Below are 24,639 nucleotides of genomic sequence, written 5' to 3' on the forward strand. Positions count from 1 at the left end.
AGCGCGGCATGACAGTGTTAAATCGTTAAGTCGATTATCAGCTTGAGTGGATTAACACTCAACAATGTTCACTGCGAGGCCGCCTTTGGCGGTTTCTTTGTATTTACTGCGCATATCTTTACCTGTATCCATCATGGTTTTTATCACTTTATCCAGTGATACCTTGTGGTTACCGTCGCCGCGCAGCGCCATGCGTGATGCGTTAATCGCCTTGATTGCACCCATCGCATTACGTTCAATACAAGGAACTTGTACTAGGCCGCCTACGGGATCGCAGGTCAAGCCTAAGTTATGTTCCATGCCAATTTCAGCCGCGTTTTCAACATGCTCGACTGTGCCGCCCATGATCTCGGTCAATGCGCCGGCCGCCATTGAGCAGGCTACGCCAACTTCGCCCTGACAGCCGACTTCTGCGCCCGAAATCGAGGCATTTTTCTTGTACAAAATACCAATCGCAGCAGCGGTTAACAGGTAACGGGCGCAAACATCGATATCGACTTCTTGCACGAAGGTATCGTAGTAGCACAGCACGGCAGGGATAATGCCCGCGGCGCCGTTTGTTGGTGCGGTGACAACGCGATCGCCGGCAGCGTTTTGCTCGTTAACCGAGAGGGCGAATAAATCGACCCAATCCATTGCGGTTAACGGATCGACGTTGTTACGGCCTTCTGCTTTGAGACGACGATAGAGTGCAGGTGCGCGGCGACGCAGCTTTAAACCGCCAGGCAGAATACCTTCCTTCTGATAACCCCGTTCGATACAGGTTTTCATGGTTTGCCAGATATTCCACAGTTTTGCTTTGACTTCTTCTTCGCTGGCGAGGCTAAGCTCGTTGGCCATCATCAGGGAAGAAATGCTCAGGCCATGCTCAGTACATAAATCAAGTAATTGGGCGCTGCTATTAAAATCGTAAGGTGCTGATTCAATTTGCGATGCTGGTGAGGCATTGCGCTGATGGATTTCATCTTCGTCTAAGATAAACCCGCCACCGACAGAGTAGTAAGTGCGTTCAAAAATACATTCGCCTTTGCTGTAGGCATACAGTGTCATGGCGTTGGCATGGGCGGGGAGCGTTTTACGTCTGTGGTAGGTAATGCCGTCTTCACGGGTAAACTTAACTACTTTGCCGCAGCTCAGGGTGAGGGTCTCGTTTTTAGACACTTGCTCAAGAATGCCATCGATGCTGTCGGTGTCGACGGTTTCTGGATCTTCACCCATTAAGCCTAAAATAACGGCTTTCCCCGTGCCGTGGCCTTTACCGGTTTGGCCGAGTGAGCCAAACAGTTCTGCTCTTAATTCATCCACTTGGGCAATCTGGCCCGAATCAGCAAGGTGCTGCATAAAAATTTTGCCCGCTTTCATTGGGCCAACAGTGTGTGAACTCGAAGGGCCAATGCCGATCTTGAACATATCGAATACGCTAATCATGATTGAAGTCCTGTTGTGTCTCGATTTTTATTTTAGTCTGTGCGTGGAAGATCTTTGCAGTTACCGCGCCAATACGCTGGTTTTTATGTCGTAAACTCTGGCAAACTGCAGGCATCAACCACACAAAATGTGCTTGTGTGATACGTTTAAGGTCAGTATCCCACAGTTTAGTATTAAGATTCACATTAGTTTTTTTGATTAGAAAGACTTCGGATAAGCTGAGCTTAATTAGCTTATGGTGAATGTCGAATTTATCGGCAACATAATTGCTTTGTGGCAAAGTCTGACGGCGAATGGCTCGCTTTTCGGGGATTTTTGTGAACCCAGTGGTCAGTATCGCTATGGTTATTTTTTGAGTATGAATAAGAATTTTTAGGGAGAAATATGAGTTATCTAATGTTGGATCTGCTGTCTTTAGACGTTAGCGAAGCTGAAGCCGAGATGCTGCGCCATCCGCAGGTGGGTGGTTTGATCCTGTTTTCCCGCAATTTTTCCAGCCGTGAGCAGTTAATTCGCTTAGTGCAACAGATCCGCCAAATTCGTCCCGAGATTTTGATTGCCGTTGACCATGAGGGCGGGCGAGTACAGCGTTTCCGTGAAGGCTTTACCCTGATCCCGGCCATGGGTGATATTTTGCCAGCGGCTAAGGGCGATATGGTTCTCGCTAAACGTTGGGCCTGTGAATTAGGCTTTTTAATGGCTATCGAATTACTCGCCTGTGATATCGACTTAAGCTTTGCGCCCGTGCTCGATCTTAATGGCATTAGCCAAGTGATCGGTAAACGTAGTTTTAGTGCAAAGCCCGAGGAAGTGATTGCATTAGCGCAGAGTTTTATTGAGGGTATGGCCGAGGCGGGCATGGGCGCTGTGGGTAAACATTTCCCCGGTCATGGTAGCGTGGCGGCGGACTCCCATATCGCGCAACCTATCGATGAACGTGAAGCCGAGGCGATTTTTAATCAAGATATTTTGCCGTTTAAAGAGTTGATTGCTAAGGGGCAATTATCGGGCATTATGCCAGCCCATGTCATTTATCCTAAAGTTGACCCTAATCCTGCGGGCTTTTCAAGCTACTGGTTAAAGCAGATCCTACGCAAAGAGCTGGGCTTTGAAGGAGTAATTTTCTCCGACGATCTGGGGATGAAAGGCGCTGCCTTTGCAGGGGATTATTTAGGCCGCGCTGAAGCTGCCTTGGATGCGGGTTGCGATATGATTTTGGTCTGCAACGATAATCCGGGCGTTATGTCACTGTTAAATGGCTTTGTGTGGCCCGCCGCGGCGCCACAACATCCGGCGAGTTTACTCAAACCCAATGCTGCGCAGACAGCTATCGCATTAGAAAACGCTAGCCGTTGGGAAAATGCCAAGCAGCTGGCTGAGCAAATCCAGCTCGCACAACAGGCAAAAGTTTGATGTAGCGCAAGGTTCTGCAATGAATATTTGCTAGGGTTAGTAGCATGCGCCGTGTTTGGCAGATTGTTAAAAGGTCTCAATATGATTTTTTATCTTCATGGATTCGATGCAACTAGCCCTGGTAATCACGAAAAAATGCGTCAGTTGCAGTTTATTGACCCTGATGTGCGGCTTATCAGCTACAGCACTTTGCATCCCAAGCATGATATGCAGCATTTATTGAAAGAAGTCGCCAAGCAAATGCAGTATTGCGACGATCCCGCACCGTTAATGGTCGGGGTCGGCCTAGGGGCGTATTGGGCAGAGCGAATTGGCTTTTTAAACGGATTAAAGTCAGTGTTAATCAATCCCAATCTTCATCCCGAAGAGACGATGCAAGGGAAAATTGACCGCCCGGAAGAGTATGCCGATATCGCCAATAAGTGTGTCTCTGAATTCAGGTTGAAGAATACCCACAGAGCCATGTGTATTTTGTCTCGTGTGGATGAAGTGCTCGACAGTGAGGCGACGGCCGAGGCGCTTAAGCCTTATTACACCATCGAATGGGATGAGACGCAGCCCCATAAATTTCCGCAGTTAGCCGCCCATTTACCTAAGATAAAAGCTTTTAAGTTGGGTTAAATCGTTATTCGCTTATCTTTTCGTTAAAGAGGCTTATCGCGGAATATTCTGGCGATAAGCGCTTTTGCATCTGTTTATGTTTTCCCCTTCAAGAAGCATCCTATTTTCAAGCTGTTGGTGTTTGGTTACCTCGTATGAGTGAAGCCAGACCTGCGATGAAGTTATGCTGTTATTTGGAATTGTAGACGGTATATATGGTTGGTTTAGCTGGTTATTTCAGCAAAAAGCATTAAATAGACTCTGTTTGTATGGCTTTATCTATCATTTTGTTGAAATTAATCATGAATTGTGTAAAGTAGCCCCTCTTAATAGTTTGTTACAAAATGCTACAAACTTTTATGCCAATTTGTCCATTCATGGATAACCTTTTGCGTATGTCGCCCGACACAGCTAACAGCGGTCTCGTTAGCTGTTTTTTTATGCTTGTTTTTTACTCTTAAATCCATTACTTAGCAAAACTCTCCCTCATCGCAGCTGAAAACTCGGCTATGCTTAGGCTGGAATCGTTTTTACGTGAGCGACGCAAAGACGCATGATAATAGCCGCATGATAATAACCGCATGCTAATAACAAGGCTCACCTTACAGGGGAGGCGCAATGAAACGGGTGCTTATTCAATTAACGGGAAAAGTGCAGGGCGTGGGCTGCAGACATGCGACCCTAACAAAGGCTCGTACGCTTGGTGTCACAGGTTATGTGACTAACTGCGCCGATGGTAGTGTTGAAATTCTTGCCCAGGGCAGTGATCCTGCGGTGGATAGTCTTATCGCCTGGTGTGAGGTCGGAGTACCTTGTACCGATGGACTGAGGGTGACGGTGAATGAAGACCAAGGTGATGATATTTATTTGGATTTCTCGATAGTACGCTAATTTTTTACGCTTTTCGGCGTCACCTGAATGGCTGTTCACCCCTTAGGCAATAAAAAACCTTAGGTAATAAAAAACCTTAGGCAGTAAAGAATCCACCTTCTGAAGAAGGTGGCTTTGTTTTAACCCCCTAAAAGGGGGCCTTTATTCAAGAGCAAGTTGACCCTGCTCTTGCCGCTCTACTTTCTCTTGATGCCTAACGTATCTACGGATTATTTCCTCGTTAATTCCAATCGAATCGACGAAGTATCCTCTCTGCCAAAAATGATTTCCCCAACGTTTATTCTTACGTAGGTAAGGAAATTTACTGAATATTTTCAACGCTATCTTACCTTTTAACGCCCCCATTAAATTCGATATAGATATCTTCGGAGGTACCTTCACCACTAAATGGACATGGTCAACTTGAACATTTAGCTCCATGACTATGCACCCCATTTGATGGCAATAAACCTGAATGCATCGATAAACCTCTTTTCCGACATTACCTTTCAATATCCGAAAGCGGTACTTTGGTGTCCAGACTATATGATATTGACATCGCCAGAACACATGCGATGCTTGCTCGTATCTACTCATGTTATTTGCCTCTTTTGACTTCGCTAAAAATCAAAGATGCATTTAACATGGGTAGGTATACAGGCAAAGCCTCAAATGATGATAACCACCTACTGAAGTAGGTGGTTTTGGGCTAAAAATAAAAAAGCGGTATGCATTGCATGACCGCTTTTTTATTCGAGCAGGGCTAATAGGTTTTAAGCGTTAGGTTGCGCCATCTTACGGATTTGGATCACCATGCCCATTTCAGGATGATCGAGATAATGGATCTCATCACTTTTCACTCGACGATTTTGCTCCAACGGAATAGACATTAAGTAAGGCGTCATCACTTTAGCTGGGGCTACGGCAGTACTTGTTGCTGTGTTCATGCTCGCTTCATCGGCTGCCACAGGCATCAATTTGCGGCCTTCTTTACGCAAATTGAGCGCGGTTTCGATATACAGATAATGGCTAAGATAAATATTGAGCGTGCCATCGAGTTGCCACACGGGAGAGGGCAGTAGTGGCGTAGATGTTTCAGCCATCATGCCGTTAGCACCTAGCATTGAGGTGGCCATGGCTTGCTGCACAATTTGACGACCATCGAAGTGATAACTGGCGGAATAATCTTTACCCGCAAACAGGCGAATGGGCACTGAGCCACTCTTACCCATCATAGGTTGTTGCCACGTCATATGCAGTAAGCTGCGGTTACCACGTTCTCTCGATAGGCTATTGATGATGCTTGCAAATTGGCCTTGGCTGCTGGCGAGTAATACTGGGCCACTGCCTTGAGACGCGTAGGCTTGGCTACCACTGCCGATTTCCGATGGGATCACACTCGGGTAGCGATAGCTGGTCACCGCATTTGAGCTTGCAGTGCTTGGGCCTGAAATGGCTAAGGCGCCGCCGTTACTCATCCCGGGAGTGGCGTCCGTATTCGTACCTGTGCTCATGTTTTCAGCGCAATGGCTATTAGCATCGGCGTCATACACTAAGGTGCAGGGTGCGGATTCATTGCTCATGGAGACCACAGCTTGACCCACAACCGGTGAGATCAGATCGATAGCGCGGTTGGTTTTGGTCTCAATTGGCGCCATCGGCCATTGTTCAGTCGACTGGCTTTGGCGTTCAAAAATATAGACTTCAACCTCGAACCAAGCTTCAGCACGGGCAAGTGAACTGTGTGAAAGTGCAATAAGTGTAGCGATAGAGACCGCGAGTTGACGTAACACTATTTATCTCCAAGACGATGTTGCGATAGTTGTTCGAGCAAGAGTTTGACCAAAGCGAGCCTATCTTTTGCCGTTTCGGCATTGAGGATGAACTTTAACTTATTCGGCCCATCCATTCGATAGATTTGTGGCTGACTTTGCAGTAATCCGATGATAAAGCCGGGATCAATCACATGATCATCACTAAATTCGATGCTGCCGCCCTTGGCATGTACCTCAATTTTAGTCGCGCCCAGCCGAGTTGCCTGATGTTTATATAACGTCATTTCCATCAGGTTTTTGGTGGCCTCGGGTAGCAGACCGAAGCGGTCGATAAGCTCAACCTTGAGTTCATCTAAAGCTTCTTCACTGTCACAACTGGCGATGCGCTTATAGAGTGACAGGCGAATATTCACATCACCAACATAGTCTTCGGGCAATAGCGCAGGGATCCTTAGCTCCATCTCACATTGCTGATTGAGCATTTGCGCCAGCGATGGCTCTTTACCCTGTTTGAGCGCCTTGACCGCCGATTCCAACATTTCCATGTAGAGACTAAAGCCAATTTTAGAAATATGACCGCTCTGCTCATCGCCCAATAACTCGCCCGCGCCGCGAATTTCTAAGTCTTGGGTCGCGAGCATAAAGCCAGCGCCTAAATCCTCTAGGGCGTCGATGGCTTCGAGACGTTTGCGGGCATCACTGGTCATGCGTTTAGGATGCGGCGTCATCAAATACGCATAGGCTTGATGGTGAGAGCGTCCGACGCGGCCACGCAGTTGGTGCAACTGGGCTAAGCCGAAGGTGTCGGCGCGTTCGATAATAATCGTGTTAGCACTAGGGACGTCGATACCGGTTTCGATAATAGTGGTACAGACTAACACGTTGAATCTTTGGTGATAAAAGTCCGACATCACCCGCTCAAGATCCCGTTCACGCATTTGGCCATGGGCCACAACCACCCGCGCTTCGGGTAGCAGGGTACTAATATCTTGGGCGCATTTCTCAATGGTTTCGACATTGTTGTGCAAATAATACACTTGGCCACCACGGAGGATTTCACGCAGTATGGCCTCACGCACGGTGGCGGGATCGGATTCGCGCACAAAGGTCTTCACCGCCAAGCGCTTAGCGGGAGGAGTCGCAATAATTGATAGGTCGCGCATCCCCGACATCGCCATGTTTAAGGTGCGGGGGATCGGAGTGGCTGTGAGGGTCAAAATATCCACGTTGGCACGTAGCGCCTTGATTTTCTCTTTTTGTCTTACGCCGAATCTGTGTTCTTCATCGATGATAAGCAGGCCTAAGTTTTCAAATTTTGCCTCGGATTGCAGCAGCTTATGGGTGCCAATGACGATATCGACTTTGCCTTCTTCGAGTAGTTTCAGCACTTGGGTCTGCTCTTTGGCGGTTCTAAAGCGGGACATCACCTCAATTACGACGGGCCAGTCGGCAAATCTGTCCTTAAAGTTTTCGTAGTGCTGCTGGGCGAGTAGCGTGGTGGGCACTAGCACAACTACCTGTTTACCCGCATTCACCGCCACAAAGGCGGCGCGCATCGCGACTTCAGTCTTACCAAAGCCCACGTCACCGCAGACGAGGCGGTCCATGGCGACGGGGGATTGCATATCGGCAAGTACGGCATGAATTGCGCTTTCCTGATCGACGGTTTCTTCAAAGGGGAAACCTTGGGCAAATTGCGCATACTCTTCATCGTTGATGTCGCAGCTTTCGCCGGGACGTGCTTGACGGCGAGCGTAGACATCGAGCAGCTCGGCAGCCACATCGCGGATTTTCTCAATCGCTTTGTTTTTTGCCTTGGCCCAAGTGTCGTTACCGAGTTTATTGAGGTGAGCCTCACCATCGGCGCCGACGCTGTAGCGGCTGATCATGTGCAGGTTAGACACGGGCACATAGAGTTTATCGCCGCCCGAGTATTCCAGCTGTAGGTATTCGGCCACTAATCCGCCGGTATCTAAGGTGACTAAGCCTTGATACAGCGCCACACCGTGCTCTAAGTGTACAATCGGCTGACCGACTTTGAGCTCGGCTAAGTTTTTGATCAGGGTATCGTTGCTGATCTGGCGTTGTTTTTCGCGGCGGCGCTGCTGGGAAATGCGATGACCAAAGAGTTCGGTTTCGCAGATGATGCTGACGGCGGTTTGCTTTCCTAGCCCGAGTAAACAACCACGGGAGAGGGGAGAAACGATTAAACCCAGTTTGGCATCACTTTGAATAAACTCATCGAAATGGCTGAATAACACCGGTTTTAACTGGATTTTACCTAAGAGTTCGAGCAAGGCTTCGCGGCGGCCTTCCGATTCGGCACTAAACAACATCCGCGGCGCACGCTCGGCGTAATCTTGCAGCGCAATCAGTGGTTGCTTTAACTTGTGATTAGCGCTTACCTCGGGCAATACACTGGCATCAATTTGTACTGCGCCAGCGACGGCATCGGGTTGCGGCGTAATAAACTGATAGCGAGGCAGCGGCTTAAAGGCGGCAAATAATTCTTCTATCAGTAAATACAGCTCTTTGGGTGCCAACAGCGGCCGCAATGGGTCGACCCGTCTGTCCTCATAACGGGTTTCCACCTCTTGCAAATGAGCACGGGCGGACTTTTCGATATCGCCTAGGGTGACTAACTGAGTGTCCTTCGGCAGGTAATCGAACAGTGTCGCAACCTCATCGAAAAACAGGGGCAGATAGTTCTCAATGCCGGCGGGCATCAAATTGCGGCTCACCAGTTGATAAACTGATTCAGGCTCTTTGACTATGACCTCAAAGCGTCGGCGATAACGTTGCCTAAAACCTTCGATGGCGCTGCTGTCGGTAGGGAATTCCTTGGCGGGTAATAGGCGCACCGCATCGACTGGAGTGGATGAGCGTTGGGTTTCAGGATCGAAATGGCGAATGGTCTCGACTTCATCATCGAACAGTTCGATACGCAGCGGCATATTCACGCCGGTGGGGAAGATATCGAGAATCGAGCCACGAATGGCAAACTCGCCATGTTCGTAAACCTGTTCGACCAAGTGATAACCCGTGTCAGTTAACTGTTGGCGCACATCATGCAGCTGATATTTATCGCCTTTTTTAAGCACAAACACATTAGAGCTTAAATAGGATTTTGGTGGCAGGCGCATCATCAGCGTTGTCACTGGCACTATCACTACGCTGTGCTCGGCTTGGGTGATTTGCGACAGGGTTTCTAAACGCTGGGAAATCAAATCCTGATGGGGCGAAAAACTGTCGTAGGGCAGGGTTTCACGGTCAGGGAACAGTCGCACCTTAATCGCACTTTTAGCCAACAAATAGTTGAGCTCTAACTCGATACTCAATGCCGTCGGCGTATCACTGGTCACAATCAGTGTTGTGCCCTTGTGTTGGCGAACTAGGCTGGCAAGGGTAACGGCTTGACCAACCCCGGCGAGACACGACAGGGTTTGCATTTGAGTTCCATTTTTGACAACGGGCGGTGTTAGGGCTGAAATTTGTGTCATTGGCGTGGGATAAACTGATTCATTCACAATAAGTTGCGTTCATTGTAGTGACTTGGGCGCTAGGGTGCCAGCAAAAACGCTAGCCTTTATTGGCGCTCGTCACGGGCCTGTTTACGCAGTTTAAGTTGTTTTTGTTGCACATTGAGGCTCGCTTTGACCAGTTGCTCGACATCTGCATCCAGTATTTGACTAAACTCGAGGTCAACGAGATAGGGCAATGCGGCGTTGGGGCTCTGTACTTGCCCATCGGATTGGCCTTCCTGCGAAACTAAACAGGCCGTGACCTTGGCAAAACATAAAATGGCGACCAATTCTTCGTGGATAAATAAGGTCACTTTATATTGGCGGCCAAGGGGGAGGGCCTCACTGCTCATCAGGCGAATACCACTGCCACCAAACTGACAACCGCTAAACTTCTCGCCTTCTTGCACTTCTTTTTCGAGCACATGCTGCAGGACTAAATCGACCTTGCGAGATTGGAGTTTGAGAAAGTCCACCACTACCTTGGCTTCGTTGTCTAAATGCCGCAGTTGCAGCAGGCAACTGGCCTCGAGGGCTTTGACTTCGCTCAGTAGCTGGATCCCTAAGGATTGCATTGATCTTAAAGCCATTTCACTGGGTAGTGGCTGGTTTTCGTCCCAAAGGCTTAAGTAAGCGGTGAAGGGATGAGGCACACTAAAATACGGATTGGTGTCAGTGAACAAGGCTTGCCTCTTTATTTATAGGACCTAAACCCCTATTATCGTGCCCATCTTTATGATTTAGCAAGTTCAGCACACAGGACGCAGCCCTCTTTCAATGGATCTTCGATTTCCTCTCTACGTTGGTTACCGTTATTGGCGGGCCAGAAAAGCAAACGCCTTTGCTTCTTTTATTACCTTATTTGCCGTTTCGGGCATTTTTTTAGGGGTGGCGGCCTTAATTGTGGTCAGTTCGGTGATGAATGGCCTCGAAGGACAATTAAAACAGCGCATTCTAGGCGCCGTCCCCCAATTAACCGTGGTGACTGAGGCGCCCTTAAGCGATTGGACCATTCCAGCGGACAAACTTAAAGCCTTGCCGGGCGTGCAGGGCGTGACGCCGAGTGTGTCGACTCAAGCCATGGTGCAGTCGGCGGCGAATATCCGCGCCGTGCAAGTCTTTGGGGTGTTTCCAGAGCTTGCCGAAAAACTCTCTATGGTGGCGCAGCATACTTATTCGGGCGCGTTTAACGAGCTAACTAGCGGCCAATATAAGGTCATCTTAGGCAGCGAGCTTGCGCGCCAATTAAAGGTGAGCCCGGGTGATACCGTGCGCCTGTTAAGTGGCGATGGGGTAGTGTATTCGCCGCTCGGCCCAGTCCCGAGCCAACGTAAGTTTTTAGTGTCTGCCGTGTTTGAGATGGGCTCACAGGTGGATGCGGGCGTTGCCTATATTCATTATCAAGATGCCAAACGTTTAATGCGTCAACCGAGCGATGAAATCAATCAATTAAGACTGTATTTGAGCGATCCTTTTATGGCGCCAGCACTGGCTAAGGATGTAAAGCAGGTTCTTACTCAGCAGGGCATTGAGGCGACGACCAGTGATTGGCGCGACACCTATGGTCATCTGTTTAGTGCCGTGAAGATGGAGAAAAACATGATGTCGCTTATGTTGAGCCTGATTGTGGCCGTAGCGGCGTTTAATATAGTGTCAGCGCTGGTGATGATGGTGGTGGATAAAACCACCGACGTGGCGGTACTCAAAACCCAAGGCTTACGTACCTCGGCGGTGATGGGCATTTTTGTGGTGCAAGGTTTATTGAATGCGGTATTAGGTTTAGTGCTGGGGCTGGTGGTCGGCATACTGCTCACCCTTAATTTGAATGGCATTATGGCGACCCTAGGGATTTCCATTTTAGGCACTGGGCAAGTGCTGCCGGTTAAATTGGAGCTGGAGCAATTGTCGATGATTATTGTCGGCACTTTAGTCGTGACCTTAGTGGCGACCCTTTACCCCGCATTGCGAGCGGCACGGGTGCAACCTGCCACGGCGCTGCGTTACGAATAGCTGCGATGTAACAAATTACAACGTCGCTCCCATGATGAGAGACGTGTTTGGACATGGGGTTTATCCATGTCATTTAGAATCAATAGCGAGAATCTCAATGCAAGACGTGTTACTGCAAGTGCAGGCGGTGAGTAAAAGTTATCACGATGGCGATGTGACCACTCAAGTGCTGTCTGAGGTAGATTTACAGGTATTTAAGGGCGAGCAACTGGCGATTGTCGGTACCTCTGGCTCGGGCAAGAGTACGCTGCTGCATATTATGGGCACCTTAGATAAACCTTCTGCCGGCAAAGTATTGTTAGCGGGTGAGGATTTATATCAGGTGAGCAGTGCCCGTCAGGCGCAGATCCGCAACCAAGATTTAGGTTTTATCTATCAGTTTCATCACCTTTTGCCTGAATTTAGTGCGCTGGAAAACGTCGCTATGCCAGCGTTTATTCAAGGCAGAGATCGCGCTCAGGCGCAGTCCGATGCAAAAGTGTTGCTCGAAAGAGTAGGGCTTGGGCACAGAATGAGCCATATTCCCGCCGAGCTTTCGGGCGGCGAGCGTCAACGGGTGGCAATTGCCCGGGCGCTGATCAACAAACCCAAACTCGTACTGGCCGATGAACCGACGGGCAACCTCGATGCCAAGAGCGGCGAGGCGGTGTATGAGCTGATCCGCGAATTAGCCAATCAACTCGGAACGGCGTTTGTGGTGGTGACCCACGATCCCAAATTGGCGGCGCGGATGGACAGACAACTCACCATGAAGAATGGTTATCTGCAAGCTGTTGCGGAACATGCCCAATGAAAGGACCATTAGCCCTCTCCATTGGTTGGCGTTTTTATCGTGCGCGCCAATCCAATAGTTTTATTAGCTTTATCTCCTTTGCATCGACCGCGGGCATTGCGCTAGGGGTTGCAGTGCTGATTGTGGTGCTCTCGGCGATGAATGGCTTTGAGCGTGAGTTAGAGCAGCGTCTGTTAGGCGTGATCTCCCAAGCCGATGTGGTTGGCGTGAATGAGCCGATTGCCGACTGGCGTGCGGTTGAGCAAACCGCCATGCAGATTGAAGGCATTACGGCGGCGGCACCTTTTATTCGGATGCAAGGATTAGTGCAAAAGCCCGGTGGTTTTCAGGGGCTTGCCGTTGTGGGAATCGACCCTGAGCAAGAAGCAAAAGTCTCGACCCTCTCGCAATTTATGTCGAAAGAGACTTGGCAAGGCTTGAGCGAGGAAGACAATCACATCGTTCTCGGGGAGAGTCTGCTGAAAAAGTTAGGCCTCGAAGTTGGCGATACCCTCGCTCTGTATGTGCAAGATCTTGATCCTGAACATGCCGGCAGTTTACGGGCGGCCAAGAGCCATCGTTTTGTGGTGTCGGGTGTGTACCGTTTAGGCGGCGAGCTTGAGTTAACCACGGCGTATATTCCGATGCGCTATGCGGCGAATATCCTGAATTTACATCAAGGTGTCACTGGCGTGCGGATCAGTGTGGCGCAGGTGTTTGATGCGCCAGCGAAAATTCGCGAGTTGGGTTATGCCTTAAACCAGTCAGTTTATATCAGTGATTGGACGCGTACCCAAGGGCATTTATACCAAGATATTCAATTGGTTCGCACCATTATGTATCTCGTTTTGGTGTTAGTGATTGGTGTGGCCTGTTTCAATATAGTCTCAACGCTAGTCATGGCGGTGCGGGATAAAGCCAGTGAAATCGCCATTCTGATGACCATGGGGCTAAGCCGTCTCTCAGTGATGGGGATTTTTATGGTGCAAGGCGCGTTAAATGGCCTTGTGGGCTGTGCTCTTGGCGGCGTGATCGGGATTGCGACCGCGGTGAATCTCAGTGGTATTGCCCGTGGTATTGAGCAGCTGCTTGGTATTCAACTCCTGTCTGCCGATGTGTATTTTGTGGATTTCCTGCCGTCAGAGCTACATATGACGGATGCTGGTTTAGTGATTGCTACGGCGTTTGTGATGAGTCTTATCGCAACTCTGTATCCCGCGTGGAAGGCGAGCCAGATTGGCCCTGCGCAAGCATTGGCGGGTAGATAGAAAGTCTTGAGCCGATAAGCGCTTAGCCAAAGCGCGGAATAGCTAAAACAGAATAACGAAAGCAGCAAACAAAAAGGCCAGTGAATTCACTGGCCTTTTTAATATGCGTTACGCTTGAAAGGGCGTGATTAACGCTTTAAACCTTCGTTCAGCAAAGGACGCATGGTTTTCACTAACTCAGTGGTCACTTTCGGTGAACCCGCAACGATGTTGCCAGAGATCAGGTAGTTATGACCGCCAGTGAAATCGGTGACTGTGCCACCCGCTTCGCGGCAGATTAAGTCGCCAGCGGCGATATCCCATGGCTTTAAACCGATTTCGAAGAAACCGTCTAAACGGCCAGCCGCCACATAGGCTAAATCTAATGCGGCAGAACCTGCACGGCGTAAGTCAGAACACTGACCGAACACTTCGCCAAAGATTGCCATGTAGCTTTCGGTGTGTTGACGGGCTTTGAATGGGAAACCTGTACCGATAATGGTTGGAGCCAGTTCAGTCACGTTAGTTACGCGGATACGGAAATCGTTTAATTTGGCGCCTTTACCACGGATAGCGGTAAATAGTTCTTCACGCACAGGATCGTACACTACGGCAACTTCAGTTTTGCCTTTGTGTTGCAGTGCGATAGAAACCGCGAAGTGGGGAATGCCTCTAACGAAGTTGTTAGTGCCATCCAGAGGATCGACTATCCATACATAGTCTTTATTTTCGCCACGGTTTTCGCCTTTTTCTTCACCCACGATGGTGTGATCAGGGTAAGATTTGCGAATTTGATAGGTAATGGCGGCTTCTGCTTCCTTATCTACACTGGTAACAAAATCGTTGACACCTTTAGCACTGACTTCAACTCGGTCAAGTTCAGTGTAGGCGCGCATAATAGTTTGGCCGGCCGCGCGGGCAGCGCGAACAGCAATCGTCAGCATCGGATGCATTGCAATCCCCTGGATGTTAAAGAACGTTAAAAATAGCGGGCGGCATTATACTCGATTTGAATGTTATATCAAATACCGATTTTCATATAAGCATTCACGCACGCCTGTGATAGTATTCGCTCCCTGTGTTTTGTGAATTAAATTAAGTCGTTTCATGCTAAGTAATATTCGTGTGATTTTAGTGGGGACATCGCACCCCGGCAATATTGGCTCGACCGCCAGAGCGATGAAGACCATGGGGTTATCGACCCTGTATCTTGCCGAACCAAGATGTGAAGTAGATGGTCAGTCCATTGCCTTGGCGGCTGGTGCGTCTGACATCTTAAAGCATTTGGTGAAAGTGGATTCCTTAGAAGAAGCCATCGCCGATTGCAGTTTAGTGATTGCCACCAGTGCTCGCAGTCGTACCTTAGATTGGCCAATGCTCGATCCGTGTGAAGCGGGGCAAAAGCTGGTCACTGAGGGCTTATCAGGACCTGTTGCCATTGTCTTTGGCCGTGAAAATCATGGTTTGACCAATGAAGAATTGCAGCAATGTACATATCATGTGGCTATTCCTGCTAATCCTGAATACAGCTCGTTGAATTTAGCGCAAGCAGTGCAGATCATTTGTTATGAGACGCGTGTGGCACACTTAGCGCAAACTGAGGCGCCGCAAGTGGAGGAAGAGTATCCGCTTTCTGCCGATCTTGAGCGTTTCTTTGTGCACTTAGAAAGCACCTTATCATCGACAGGTTTTATTATTAAAAACCACCCCGGCCAAGTGATGACTAAGTTACGTCGTCTGTTTAGCCGTGCACGTATCGAAAGCCAAGAGATGAATATTCTTCGAGGCATTCTAACTTCGATAGATAAAGTGGTGGGTAACAAACAAAAATAGCCAAAACACATTTGGCATATAACGCTAATCGCGAAGGATTGAAGCATGGGTGTGATAGCTAGGCTAAAAGAAGACATTGAATCTATATATCACCGTGATCCTGCGGCGCGCAGCGCCTTTGAGATCTTGGTCAACTATCCTGGCATGCACGCCATTTGGCTGCACCGGATAAGCCATAAGTTATGGAAGCGTGATTGGCGCTTAATGGCCCGTTGTTTATCGACTTTTTCGCGCTGGCTGACGGGAGTGGAGATCCATCCGGGTGCCACCATTGGTGATCGTTTCTTTATCGACCATGGTATGGGCGTGGTGATCGGTGAAACCGCCGAGATTGGTGATGACTGTACTTTGTATCACGGCGTGACACTCGGCGGCACCACTTGGCAAGCGGGTAAACGCCATCCCACACTAGGCAATAACGTGGTCGTGGGCGCAGGGGCTAAGATTTTAGGTCCTATCACTATGCATGATGGGGCGCGTGTCGGCTCTAACTCTGTGGTGGTGAAAGATGTGCCTAAGGACACGACTGTAGTCGGGATCCCTGGGCGCGTAGTGGCTACTCCCTCGCCACAATCGAAAGAGAAGTCTGAGCGTCGCAGCGCCATGGCCAAGAAATATGGTTTCGATGCGTATGCTGTGTCTCCTGACAATCCGGATCCCGTCGCGAACGCTATCGGTCAAATGCTGGACCACATGCATTTAATGGACTCAAAAGTGCAGGAATTGTGTCAAGCCATTCAGCGTTTAGGTGGCGATGTATGCACCGAAAGATTGCCAGAGCTGAATGTGGGTGAGTTTAACGACGCCGAAAAAGCCGCCGCCGACAAGCGCCAGAGTGCACTCGACGAGTTTGACCCCAGCATTTAACTGAGGCGTGTGGCGTAGTGGCGTGTAGATGTTAATCCACACGCTTTGCCACCGATGATTGCAGTTCAATTACTACTGTGGTTGCACGGTTTTTAAACAGAGTGGACCTAGGTGGCTAGCTTTCATTCCAAGAGAGTGCGTTAGATCCCGATATGGGGGCGATTAGGACGATTAATTGCCCCTTTAGCATTGAATCTTAGGGCAGAAAAAGGTTAAATACCCCACCAAGATGAAAGGGTATTGGTTCACTGCACGCTTATATACCTGAGTGTTTTACTAGGTTTTATACTTGACTGAAATACTCAGGTATGTTGAAATAACCCCATACCTGTTTGGGAGCTATGGTAGTTATGAAACTTACATCTAAAGGTCGTTATGCAGTAACCGCAATGCTCGATGTGGCCATCCACTCGGCTTCGGGACCGGTTCCCTTAGCGGATATCTCTGAAAGACAAGGGATTTCGCTTTCCTATCTGGAACAACTCTTCGCAAAGTTACGTAAACATGGCCTAGTGGCTAGTGTCCGAGGTCCAGGTGGTGGTTATCGCTTAGGCCTCGAAGCTAATGATATTTCTGTTGGCATGGTTGTCCATGCCGTGGACGAGTCTGTCGATGCGACTCGTTGTCAAGGATTAGGCAATTGCCAGAGTGGAACTCGCTGCTTAACGCACTCGCTCTGGGGCGATTTAAGCAAACAAATTTCAGATTTTTTAGATGGTATCAGTCTTGCTGGCTTAATGCAGAAACGAGATGTGCAGTTTATCTCGCTTAAGCAAGACACTATGCAAAAGGAGCAAAGAGTCAGCTTATAGGCTTTTTGTTATACGATAAAAATTATTTTTGTACGTTGTATGTAGCCTCGGCAGAGACTGCTAAGTACGGAGTGTGTTATGAAGCTTCCTATCTATTTAGATTATGCCGCCACCACGCCAGTTGATCCGCGAGTCGCGGAAAAAATGTTCCAATACATGACGATGGATGGCATCTTCGGTAACCCAGCATCACGTTCTCACCGTTATGGCTGGCAAGCGGAAGAAGCGGTGGATGTGGCGCGCAGCCAAGTGGCTGATTTGATCAATGCCGATCACCGTGAAATCGTGTTTACCTCAGGTGCAACTGAATCAAACAACCTGGCGATCAAAGGCGTAGCGCATTTCTACAATAAGAAAGGCAAGCACATCATCACCAGCAAGACTGAACATAAAGCGGTACTCGATACCTGCCGTCAGCTTGAGCGTGAAGGTTTTGAAGTCACTTACTTAGAGCCAGATGCCAACGGCATCATTCCGATGGAACGTTTAGAAGCGGCGATGCGCGATGACACCATTCTTGTCAGCATCATGCATGTGAATAACGAAATCGGCGTGATCCATGATGTAGATGCCATCGGCGAATTATGCCGCTCAAAAGGCATTATCTTCCATATGGATGCTGCACAAAGCGCGGGCAAATTACCTATCGATGTACAAACGACTAAGGTTGACCTGATCTCTATTTCTGGCCACAAAATGTATGGTCCAAAAGGGATTGGTGCTCTGTACGTTCGCCGTAAGCCACGTATTCGCTTAGAAGCCCAAATGCACGGCGGTGGTCATGAGCGTGGTATGCGCAGTGGTACACTGGCGACTCACCAAATAGTTGGTTTAGGTGAAGCGGCGGCGATTGCAAAAGCTGAAATGGCAACGGACAACGCCCGTATCGCTAAGCTGCGTGACAAGTTATGGAATGGCATCAAGCACATCGAAGAGACGTATGTAAACGGCGATATGACTCACCGTGTGAGCGGTAGCCTGAACGTCAGCTTCAACTATGTTGAAGGTGAGTCGCTGATGATGGCATTAAAAGATTTAGCGGTTTCATCGGGTTCTGCCTGTACGTCAGCCAGTCTCGAGCCAAGCTACGTGTTACGTGCGCTCGGTTTAAATGATGAAATGGCGCATAGCTCAATTCGTTTCTCAATCGGTCGTTTTACCACCGAAGAAGAAATCGACCACGCTATCGAAACTATTACACAATCTATTGATAAATTAAGAGAAATGTCTCCATTGTGGGAGATGTTCAAAGATGGCATCGACCTGAATCAGGTGCAGTGGGCACATCATTAATTCGACCATTTACAATAGATAATTTTGGAGCAGTACCATGGCTTACAGTGAAAAAGTGATAGATCATTATGAGAACCCACGTAACGTTGGTTCTTTCGACAAGAACGATCCTTCAGTCGTGACCGGTATGGTGGGAGCACCTGCCTGTGGTGACGTGATGAAGTTACAGCTGAAAATCGGCGCAGACGGCATCATCGAAGACGCTAAGTTCAAAACCTACGGTTGTGGCAGCGCGATTGCGTCTAGCTCACTGGTAACCGAGTGGGTGAAAGGCAAGACTATCGAGCAAGCGGCTGCCATCAAAAACACCGATATCGCGGAAGAATTGGCCTTGCCACCAGTGAAAATCCACTGTTCCATTTTGGCAGAAGATGCCATTAAAGCGGCGATCGACGAGTACAAATCGAAACAAGCTAAGTAACATCTGGAGTTAAGATGGCGATTACAATGACCCCAGCGGCAACTGAGCGTGTCAGATCTTTCTTAGCGAATCGAGGCAAGGGCATCGGCCTGCGCCTCGGCTTAAAGACCTCTGGCTGTTCGGGTATGGCTTATGTGCTTGAGTTTGTTGATGCGCTGAATGATGACGATGAAGTGTATGATATTGATGGTGTTAAAATCATTATCGATGCGAAAAGCTTCATCTATCTACAGGGCATTGAGTTGGATTTTGTTAAAGAAGGCCTGAACGAAGGTTTCCAATTTAACAATCCTAACGCAAAAGGTGAGTGCGGTTGCGGTGAGAGTTTCACTGTTTAATTGCCGAATTGACGCATGAATTATTTCGAGCTGTTTAAGTTTTCCCCTGCCTTCGATATTGACACCGCTGTGCTTGCAGAACGCTACCGCGAACTGCAACGGGCGGTGCATCCCGATAAGTTTGCCAACGATACCGAGCAACAACGCTTATTGTCGGTGCAACGCACTGCGCAAGTGAATGACGGTTATCAAACCCTAAAAGATCCTATCCGCCGTGCCGAGCATATGCTGTCGCTACGTGGTATCGATTTAAGCCACGAAACCACTACAGTGAAAGACACTGCATTTTTGATGCAGCAGATGGAATGGCGCGAGGCGTTAGAAGACATTCGCGATAGCGCCGATCCTCAAGAAAGCATTGATGAGTTATACGACTCTTTCGCGGCCTACCGAACAAAGTTGACGAAATTGCTCACCGCACAGCTAAGCAGTGACAGTGAAGAAGATGCCTTGTTAGCGGCAGATCAAGTACGCAAGCTTAAATTTATGGCAAAATTACACGATGAGCTGACGCGTATCGAAGACGCGCTGCTCGATTAATTTTCCCTATTGCAGTTATTTAGCCGATTCAGACGGGTCTGAGTCGGCGTTACTAAGTTGGATACATATGGCCCTTTTGCAGATTGCAGAGCCCGGACAAAGCGCCGCGCCGCACCAACATAGACTTGCCGTTGGCATCGATTTAGGTACCACTAATTCCCTCGTGGCCGCAGTTCGCAGCGGCGTAACGGCGACCTTACCCGATGAATATGGACAGCATTCTTTACCTTCTATCGTCCGTTACACTCAAGATGGCATTGAAGTCGGTCAGGTGGCGGCGTTAAGTTCTGCGCAGGATCCAAAAAACACTATCGTATCGGTCAAGCGCTTTATGGGCCGCAGCCTCACGGATATTCAATCTGGTGAGCAAGCGTTCCCATACCAGTTTGAAGCCAGTGAAAACGGTTTACCGCTGTTTGTTACGCCTCAAGGGCAAGTGAATCCGGTGCAAGTGTCGGCGGAGATTTTACGTCCTCTGGTTGAACGCGCCGAGAAAACCCTTGGTGGCGAACTGCAGGGTGTCGTGATCACTGTGCCGGCGTATTTCGATGATGCGCAGCGTCAAGGGACTAAAGATGCCGCGTCTTTGCTCGGTGTTAAAGTATTGCGCCTGCTAAACGAGCCTACTGCGGCGGCAATCGCCTACGGGTTAGATTCTAAGCAAGAAGGTGTGATCGCGATTTACGATCTCGGCGGCGGTACCTTTGATATCTCTATTCTGCGTTTAAATCGCGGCGTTTTTGAAGTGCTGGCCACGGGCGGCGATTCGGCGCTGGGCGGCGATGACTTTGACCATCTGTTGCAGGCACATATGCAGCAAGTATGGCAATTGACGAACCTTGATCCGCAGCTAAGCCGTCAGTTATTGATTGAAGCGCGCCGCGTGAAAGAAGCCTTAACCGATGCGAGTGACGTCGAAGCGAGCCTGACACTTGCCGATGGCACTGTGCTCAAGCAAGTCGTGACCAAAGCTGAATTTGATAACTTAATCAGCGCATTAGTGAAGAAAACCATCGCCAGCTGTCGTCGTACCCTCCGTGATGCGGGCGTAACGGCTGATGAAGTGTTAGAAACCGTGATGGTAGGTGGTTCAACCCGCGTGCCATTAGTGCGTGAACAGGTTGAAGCCTTTTTCGGTAAGGCGCCATTAACCTCTATCGACCCAGATCGCGTAGTTGCGATTGGCGCGGCGATTCAGGCCGATATTCTGGTCGGTAACAAACCCGAGTCTGAATTATTACTGCTCGATGTGATCCCCTTGTCATTAGGGATTGAAACCATGGGCGGTTTAGTGGAAAAAGTGGTTTCTCGTAACACCACGATTCCAGTGGCCCGCGCCCAAGAGTTTACCACCTTTAAGGATGGTCAAACGGCGATGGCCTTCCATGTGGTGCAGGGCGAGCGTGAGTTAGTCGATGATTGTCGCTCACTCGCACGCTTTACGCTTAAAGGTATTCCCCCGTTAGCGGCGGGCGCAGCCCATATTCGTGTGACCTTCCAAGTCGATGCCGATGGGTTGCTCAGCGTCACCGCGATGGAGAAATCCACCGGCGTGCAATCGAGTATTCAAGTGAAGCCTTCGTTTGGTTTATCGGATACAGAGATCGCGACTATGCTCAAGGACTCGATGAAGCATGCGAAGGAAGACATTAGTCGTCGTATGCTGGCCGAGCAGCAAGTAGAGGCGGCAAGGGTACTTGAGTCGTTAAATGCGGCGCTTGCAAAAGATGGCGACCTGCTAACAAGTGATGAGCGTCAGCAGATTGATTCAGTCATGGCGCAACTTGCCGAAATTGCCCGTGGTGATGATGCCGATGCGATTAAGCAAGCGATTGAAGTCCTTGATGAACATACTCAGGATTTCGCCGCGAAGCGTATGGACAATTCTATTCGAGTGGCCTTTAAGGGTCAGTCAATTGACAACATATAGGTGATGTGATGCCCCAGTTAGTCTTTCTTCCCCATGCTGAGTTATGTCCCGATGGCGCAGTGTTGGAAGCCAAAGTAGGTGAAACGATTCTCGATGTGGCGCTGCGTAACGGCATCAATATTGAGCATGCCTGTGAAAAATCCTGCGCCTGCACTACATGCCATTGCATCGTGCGTGAAGGTTTTGATGAGTTAGAGTCAAGCGATGAGCTTGAAGATGATATGCTCGATAAGGCATGGGGACTTGAGCCTGAGAGCCGCTTGTCTTGCCAAGCCAAAGTTGTCGATAGCGATCTGGTGATTGAAATTCCGAAGTACACTGTGAATATGGTGAGCGAAGGTTAATCAACCCGATGCGATGATATCGTCAAAAACCAGTCCATGTGACTGGTTTTTGGCTTCTGGCGCCCAGCATTTGCGCAAGCAATAATTGCCATGATTGATTTATCCTAATCCGAGCGTATGATGCGCTCAAAATGAAATGGTTGTCGGAGACCAAAATGAGAATCGCGATCCTATCGCAAGGGCCTGAGCTATATTCCACAAAGCGACTCGTTGAGGCTGCGACATTACGTGGTCACGAAGTCAAAGTGATCAACCCGCTCGAATGCTATATGAACATCAATATGCGTCAGTCGAGCATCCATATTGGTGGAGAAGAATTGCCGCCTTTTGATGCGGTGATCCCGCGTATTGGTGCATCTATTACGTTTTATGGCTCAGCTGTGCTGCGCCAGTTTGAGATGATGGGCGTGTATGCGCTCAATGATTCCGTCGGCATTTCGCGCTCCCGCGATAAGTTACGGTCGATGCAGTTGATGTCACGCCGTGGTATCGGTTTGCCAATTACTGGCTTTGCCAATAAGCCGAGCGATATTCCAGATCTTATCGACATGGTGGGCGGCGCGCCGTTAGTGATCAAGTTGCTTGAGGGCACGCAGGGCATTGGGGTGGTGTTAGCCGAAACCCGTAAAGCGGCTGAGAGCGTGATTGAAGCTTTTATGGGATTAAAAGCCAACATCATGGTGCAGGAATACATTAAAGAAGCCAATGGCGCCGACATTCGCTGCTTTGTGTTGGGTGATAAAGTGATTGCAGCGATGAAACGTCAAGCCATGCCTGGAGAGTTTCGCTCAAACTTACACCGTGGCGGCACCGCAAGTTTAGTTAAACTGACCCCTGAAGAGCGTTCAGTCGCAATTCGTGCAGCCAAGACCATGGGCCTCAATGTGGCGGGTGTCGATTTACTGCGTTCAAATCATGGCCCTGTGGTGATGGAAGTAAACTCCTCGCCAGGCCTCGAAGGGATTGAAGGCGCCACCGCAAAAGATGTTGCCGGTGCCATTATTGAGTTTGTTGAAAAGAACGCCCTCAAGGCAAAAAAGCCCACTCAAGCGTAGAGTTAACGCGTTCTTAAGCTACACTCAGGAGAGCAAGGTTTAGCTGCAGATGGCACAAGGGGGAGCAGATGTCGTTAAAGTGGATTGACTCATTAGATATCGCCTTAGAATTGCTGGAGAAGCATTCTGAGGTTGACCCCCACAAGCTGCATTTTACTCAGTTATATGAGTGGGTATTAGCCCTCGATGATTTTGATGACGATCCTAAGCATTGTAATGAGCGGATATTAGAAGCCATTCAGCAATGCTGGATTGAAGAGAAATAACCATCGCCCCATGGGGCATCTTGTCCCGCAAAAACCGTACTTACGTGACAATTGTCACATTTAGTGATCACTAAAAGGGGATTTTTGTAGGAGTTTGATCGGCATCAAATTCATTTTAAGTGAATGACGTACCTTGTTATGTATCAGTTAAGTGGTTAAGCGCTTAATGTTATTCTGGCTACGCAAGGATGTTTACATGAAACTTTTGTTTGCTTTGTTATTCACACTGTTACCCGCCTTGGCATGGGCTCATCCTGGTCATGGTGGCGTTGGTATCTTCCATCATTTGCTCGATTTAGCCTCTGCCATTATTTTGGTCGCGTTGATTGCGTGGGCGAGCATTTGGGCAAAAAATAAAAAATAACCCCTGAGTCTTTGGCAAATATGCCAATTTAGTTGTGTTGTTATCCTTTCGCCAGTCCAGTCGAATGACAGGTCTGGCGTTTTTGTGTGATCAATCTGGTTACAAATCCAGCCAATGTGCGCAATATCTCAGACTTATTTGCTTTAAAGATAGGATTTGTTTTTTAAATTTCGTATAATCCGCGCGAATTTTTCAAACTTGCTGACAAAGGAAGCTTGTTATGGCGATCGAACGCACATTTTCTATCATTAAGCCTGATGCAGTTGCTAAAAACCACATCGGTGCAATCTACAACCGTTTTGAAACTGCTGGTCTGAAGATCGTTGCAGCTAAAATGTTACACCTGACTAAAGAACAAGCTGAAGGTTTCTATGCTGAGCATAGCGAGCGTGGCTTCTTCGGTGCTCTGGTTGCTTTCATGACTTCTGGCCCAATCATGGTTCAAGTATTAGAAGGCGAAAACGCTGTTTTAGCTCACCGCGAAATTTTAGGTGCAACTAACCCAGCTCAAGCGGCTCCTGGTACTATCCGTGCTGATTTCGCTCAAAGCATCGACGAAAACGCAGCTCACGGTTCTGATTCTTTAGAATCAGCAGCACGTGAAATTGCTTACTTCTTCAGTGCTGAAGAACTGTGTCCACGTACTCGTTAATCTGAGTGCCAGACCGAAGAAGGGAGCCTAAGGGCTCCTTTTTTATTGGCGGCATTTTGCTCATTACGGCAAAGATAAAGTGTTTAATGCTAGTAACAGATTATTTTTATTCAGTTTTTAAAAAATTTTAAAAACCTTACTTGAAATCCGCTTTCCTATCCTTATATCTATTGCAGGATCGCTCGATGAGGATCCCAATCGATTCTGTGCCGCTAGGACAGAAGTTAATTTAGGCGAGGTAAATGCGTTTTCAATTGAAAAACGTTCGCCACTTTCCATATTGCTTAA

Annotated in this window: 25 protein-coding genes; 19 read left to right on the forward strand and 6 right to left on the reverse strand. The window is 48.7% G+C overall.

What is annotated here, in order from left to right; genetic code table 11:
• Positions 1 to 51 precede the first annotated feature (51 nt).
• Positions 52 to 1,428 carry an L-serine ammonia-lyase gene (locus tag ACUZ8J_RS09505; protein WP_011717230.1) on the reverse strand — a complete coding sequence of 459 codons (1,377 nt, stop codon included), beginning with the start codon at positions 1,426 to 1,428 and terminating at the stop codon, positions 52 to 54.
• Positions 1,429 to 1,812: 384 nt separating this feature from the next.
• On the opposite strand from ACUZ8J_RS09505, the gene nagZ reads away from it, so the two are divergent.
• The 3 genes from nagZ to ACUZ8J_RS09520 all read left to right on the forward strand — a co-directional run bounded on the left by nagZ (position 1,813) and on the right by ACUZ8J_RS09520 (position 4,332).
• Positions 1,813 to 2,841: a beta-N-acetylhexosaminidase gene (gene nagZ / locus ACUZ8J_RS09510; RefSeq protein WP_446693681.1), complete on the forward strand. Its 1,029-nt coding sequence runs from the start codon at positions 1,813 to 1,815 to the stop codon at positions 2,839 to 2,841.
• A gap of 81 nt (positions 2,842 to 2,922) precedes the next feature.
• Complete coding sequence (gene ycfP, locus ACUZ8J_RS09515) at positions 2,923 to 3,462, forward strand: alpha/beta hydrolase YcfP (RefSeq protein ID WP_446693682.1); 540 nt, start codon at positions 2,923 to 2,925, stop codon at positions 3,460 to 3,462.
• Between the two features lie 597 nt (positions 3,463 to 4,059).
• On the forward strand, positions 4,060 to 4,332 hold the full coding sequence (locus tag ACUZ8J_RS09520) for an acylphosphatase (protein WP_011622502.1): 273 nt from the start codon (positions 4,060 to 4,062) through the stop codon (positions 4,330 to 4,332).
• Positions 4,333 to 4,473: 141 nt separating this feature from the next.
• Here ACUZ8J_RS09520 and tnpA read toward each other — a convergent pair whose 3' ends face one another.
• From tnpA to ACUZ8J_RS09540, 4 genes are all read right to left on the reverse strand, one after another.
• Complete coding sequence (gene tnpA, locus ACUZ8J_RS09525) at positions 4,474 to 4,908, reverse strand: IS200/IS605 family transposase (protein WP_446693683.1); 435 nt, start codon at positions 4,906 to 4,908, stop codon at positions 4,474 to 4,476.
• Positions 4,909 to 5,084: 176 nt separating this feature from the next.
• Entirely contained in the window at positions 5,085 to 6,104 is a 1,020-nt protein-coding gene (locus tag ACUZ8J_RS09530) for a peptidoglycan binding protein CsiV (RefSeq protein ID WP_446693684.1), read from the reverse strand.
• Positions 6,104 to 9,586: a transcription-repair coupling factor gene (gene mfd / locus ACUZ8J_RS09535; RefSeq protein ID WP_446694926.1), complete on the reverse strand. Its 3,483-nt coding sequence runs from the start codon at positions 9,584 to 9,586 to the stop codon at positions 6,104 to 6,106. The genes ACUZ8J_RS09530 and mfd overlap by 1 nt, the downstream gene beginning before the upstream one ends.
• Before the next feature lie 86 nt (positions 9,587 to 9,672).
• The gene (locus ACUZ8J_RS09540) at positions 9,673 to 10,290 is read right to left on the reverse strand and encodes a hypothetical protein (RefSeq protein WP_011622505.1); all 618 of its coding nucleotides are present in this window, start codon (positions 10,288 to 10,290) and stop codon (positions 9,673 to 9,675) included.
• A gap of 94 nt (positions 10,291 to 10,384) precedes the next feature.
• Between ACUZ8J_RS09540 and ACUZ8J_RS09545 the strand changes: the two genes are divergently transcribed.
• From ACUZ8J_RS09545 to lolE, 3 genes are all read left to right on the forward strand, one after another.
• Positions 10,385 to 11,617 (forward strand): lipoprotein-releasing ABC transporter permease subunit, encoded by a 1,233-nt coding sequence (locus ACUZ8J_RS09545; RefSeq protein WP_446693685.1) that lies wholly within the window; start codon positions 10,385 to 10,387, stop codon positions 11,615 to 11,617.
• A 97-nt stretch (positions 11,618 to 11,714) separates the two neighbouring features.
• Positions 11,715 to 12,410: a lipoprotein-releasing ABC transporter ATP-binding protein LolD gene (lolD, locus tag ACUZ8J_RS09550; protein ID WP_374919199.1), complete on the forward strand. Its 696-nt coding sequence runs from the start codon at positions 11,715 to 11,717 to the stop codon at positions 12,408 to 12,410.
• Positions 12,407 to 13,657 carry a lipoprotein-releasing ABC transporter permease subunit LolE gene (lolE, locus tag ACUZ8J_RS09555; RefSeq protein WP_446693686.1) on the forward strand — a complete coding sequence of 417 codons (1,251 nt, stop codon included), beginning with the start codon at positions 12,407 to 12,409 and terminating at the stop codon, positions 13,655 to 13,657. The genes lolD and lolE overlap by 4 nt, the downstream gene beginning before the upstream one ends.
• Before the next feature lie 128 nt (positions 13,658 to 13,785).
• Here lolE and suhB read toward each other — a convergent pair whose 3' ends face one another.
• Positions 13,786 to 14,589: an inositol-1-monophosphatase gene (gene suhB, locus ACUZ8J_RS09560; RefSeq protein WP_011622509.1), complete on the reverse strand. Its 804-nt coding sequence runs from the start codon at positions 14,587 to 14,589 to the stop codon at positions 13,786 to 13,788.
• 154 nt (positions 14,590 to 14,743) lie between these two features.
• Between suhB and trmJ the strand changes: the two genes are divergently transcribed.
• From trmJ to ndk, 13 genes are all read left to right on the forward strand, one after another.
• Positions 14,744 to 15,469 (forward strand): tRNA (cytosine(32)/uridine(32)-2'-O)-methyltransferase TrmJ, encoded by a 726-nt coding sequence (gene trmJ, locus ACUZ8J_RS09565; protein WP_446693687.1) that lies wholly within the window; start codon positions 14,744 to 14,746, stop codon positions 15,467 to 15,469.
• Positions 15,470 to 15,514: 45 nt separating this feature from the next.
• Entirely contained in the window at positions 15,515 to 16,336 is an 822-nt protein-coding gene (gene cysE, locus ACUZ8J_RS09570) for a serine O-acetyltransferase (RefSeq protein ID WP_011626050.1), read from the forward strand.
• 350 nt (positions 16,337 to 16,686) lie between these two features.
• The gene (gene iscR, locus ACUZ8J_RS09575) at positions 16,687 to 17,148 is read left to right on the forward strand and encodes a Fe-S cluster assembly transcriptional regulator IscR (protein ID WP_006081858.1); all 462 of its coding nucleotides are present in this window, start codon (positions 16,687 to 16,689) and stop codon (positions 17,146 to 17,148) included.
• A gap of 78 nt (positions 17,149 to 17,226) precedes the next feature.
• Positions 17,227 to 18,441, forward strand: coding sequence for an IscS subfamily cysteine desulfurase (locus tag ACUZ8J_RS09580; RefSeq protein ID WP_086903271.1), 1,215 nt, complete (start codon positions 17,227 to 17,229; stop codon positions 18,439 to 18,441).
• A gap of 37 nt (positions 18,442 to 18,478) precedes the next feature.
• Positions 18,479 to 18,862, forward strand: coding sequence for a Fe-S cluster assembly scaffold IscU (iscU, locus tag ACUZ8J_RS09585; protein WP_011072277.1), 384 nt, complete (start codon positions 18,479 to 18,481; stop codon positions 18,860 to 18,862).
• A gap of 14 nt (positions 18,863 to 18,876) precedes the next feature.
• Complete coding sequence (gene iscA, locus ACUZ8J_RS09590; protein WP_011072278.1) at positions 18,877 to 19,200, forward strand: iron-sulfur cluster assembly protein IscA; 324 nt, start codon at positions 18,877 to 18,879, stop codon at positions 19,198 to 19,200.
• Positions 19,201 to 19,215: 15 nt separating this feature from the next.
• A complete protein-coding gene (gene hscB, locus ACUZ8J_RS09595) occupies positions 19,216 to 19,740 on the forward strand; it encodes a co-chaperone HscB (protein WP_086903272.1) in 525 nt (174 codons plus the stop codon).
• A 67-nt stretch (positions 19,741 to 19,807) separates the two neighbouring features.
• Entirely contained in the window at positions 19,808 to 21,670 is a 1,863-nt protein-coding gene (gene hscA / locus ACUZ8J_RS09600) for a Fe-S protein assembly chaperone HscA (protein ID WP_446693688.1), read from the forward strand.
• 8 nt (positions 21,671 to 21,678) lie between these two features.
• Positions 21,679 to 22,014: an ISC system 2Fe-2S type ferredoxin gene (fdx, locus tag ACUZ8J_RS09605; RefSeq protein ID WP_446693689.1), complete on the forward strand. Its 336-nt coding sequence runs from the start codon at positions 21,679 to 21,681 to the stop codon at positions 22,012 to 22,014.
• A gap of 155 nt (positions 22,015 to 22,169) precedes the next feature.
• A complete protein-coding gene (gene rimK / locus ACUZ8J_RS09610; protein ID WP_011622516.1) occupies positions 22,170 to 23,069 on the forward strand; it encodes a 30S ribosomal protein S6--L-glutamate ligase in 900 nt (299 codons plus the stop codon).
• 68 nt (positions 23,070 to 23,137) lie between these two features.
• On the forward strand, positions 23,138 to 23,335 hold the full coding sequence (gene iscX / locus ACUZ8J_RS09615; RefSeq protein WP_011622517.1) for a Fe-S cluster assembly protein IscX: 198 nt from the start codon (positions 23,138 to 23,140) through the stop codon (positions 23,333 to 23,335).
• Between the two features lie 196 nt (positions 23,336 to 23,531).
• Positions 23,532 to 23,699: a hypothetical protein gene (locus tag ACUZ8J_RS09620; RefSeq protein WP_446693690.1), complete on the forward strand. Its 168-nt coding sequence runs from the start codon at positions 23,532 to 23,534 to the stop codon at positions 23,697 to 23,699.
• Between the two features lie 220 nt (positions 23,700 to 23,919).
• On the forward strand, positions 23,920 to 24,351 hold the full coding sequence (ndk, locus tag ACUZ8J_RS09625) for a nucleoside-diphosphate kinase (RefSeq protein ID WP_011622518.1): 432 nt from the start codon (positions 23,920 to 23,922) through the stop codon (positions 24,349 to 24,351).
• The last annotated feature ends 288 nt before the right edge of the window (positions 24,352 to 24,639 follow it).

Source organism: Shewanella sp. Koi 1 (assembly GCF_052907445.1).

Excerpts from the sequence above, each read along its gene's own strand:
- ACUZ8J_RS09505 (WP_011717230.1), bottom strand. The coding sequence starts at position 1,428 with ATGATTAGCGTATTCGATATGTTCAAGATCGGCATTGGCCCTTCGAGT.
- nagZ (WP_446693681.1), top strand. The coding sequence starts at position 1,813 with ATGAGTTATCTAATGTTGGATCTGCTGTCTTTAGACGTTAGCGAAGCT.
- ycfP (WP_446693682.1), top strand. The coding sequence starts at position 2,923 with ATGATTTTTTATCTTCATGGATTCGATGCAACTAGCCCTGGTAATCAC.
- ACUZ8J_RS09520 (WP_011622502.1), top strand. The coding sequence starts at position 4,060 with ATGAAACGGGTGCTTATTCAATTAACGGGAAAAGTGCAGGGCGTGGGC.
- tnpA (WP_446693683.1), bottom strand. The coding sequence starts at position 4,908 with ATGAGTAGATACGAGCAAGCATCGCATGTGTTCTGGCGATGTCAATAT.
- mfd (WP_446694926.1), bottom strand. The coding sequence starts at position 9,586 with ATGACACAAATTTCAGCCCTAACACCGCCCGTTGTCAAAAATGGAACT.
- ACUZ8J_RS09545 (WP_446693685.1), top strand. The coding sequence starts at position 10,385 with ATGGATCTTCGATTTCCTCTCTACGTTGGTTACCGTTATTGGCGGGCC.
- lolD (WP_374919199.1), top strand. The coding sequence starts at position 11,715 with ATGCAAGACGTGTTACTGCAAGTGCAGGCGGTGAGTAAAAGTTATCAC.
- lolE (WP_446693686.1), top strand. The coding sequence starts at position 12,407 with ATGAAAGGACCATTAGCCCTCTCCATTGGTTGGCGTTTTTATCGTGCG.
- suhB (WP_011622509.1), bottom strand. The coding sequence starts at position 14,589 with ATGCATCCGATGCTGACGATTGCTGTTCGCGCTGCCCGCGCGGCCGGC.
- trmJ (WP_446693687.1), top strand. The coding sequence starts at position 14,744 with ATGCTAAGTAATATTCGTGTGATTTTAGTGGGGACATCGCACCCCGGC.
- cysE (WP_011626050.1), top strand. The coding sequence starts at position 15,515 with ATGGGTGTGATAGCTAGGCTAAAAGAAGACATTGAATCTATATATCAC.
- iscR (WP_006081858.1), top strand. The coding sequence starts at position 16,687 with ATGAAACTTACATCTAAAGGTCGTTATGCAGTAACCGCAATGCTCGAT.
- ACUZ8J_RS09580 (WP_086903271.1), top strand. The coding sequence starts at position 17,227 with ATGAAGCTTCCTATCTATTTAGATTATGCCGCCACCACGCCAGTTGAT.
- iscU (WP_011072277.1), top strand. The coding sequence starts at position 18,479 with ATGGCTTACAGTGAAAAAGTGATAGATCATTATGAGAACCCACGTAAC.
- iscA (WP_011072278.1), top strand. The coding sequence starts at position 18,877 with ATGGCGATTACAATGACCCCAGCGGCAACTGAGCGTGTCAGATCTTTC.
- hscB (WP_086903272.1), top strand. The coding sequence starts at position 19,216 with ATGAATTATTTCGAGCTGTTTAAGTTTTCCCCTGCCTTCGATATTGAC.
- hscA (WP_446693688.1), top strand. The coding sequence starts at position 19,808 with ATGGCCCTTTTGCAGATTGCAGAGCCCGGACAAAGCGCCGCGCCGCAC.
- fdx (WP_446693689.1), top strand. The coding sequence starts at position 21,679 with ATGCCCCAGTTAGTCTTTCTTCCCCATGCTGAGTTATGTCCCGATGGC.
- rimK (WP_011622516.1), top strand. The coding sequence starts at position 22,170 with ATGAGAATCGCGATCCTATCGCAAGGGCCTGAGCTATATTCCACAAAG.
- iscX (WP_011622517.1), top strand. The coding sequence starts at position 23,138 with ATGTCGTTAAAGTGGATTGACTCATTAGATATCGCCTTAGAATTGCTG.
- ACUZ8J_RS09620 (WP_446693690.1), top strand. The coding sequence starts at position 23,532 with ATGAAACTTTTGTTTGCTTTGTTATTCACACTGTTACCCGCCTTGGCA.
- ndk (WP_011622518.1), top strand. The coding sequence starts at position 23,920 with ATGGCGATCGAACGCACATTTTCTATCATTAAGCCTGATGCAGTTGCT.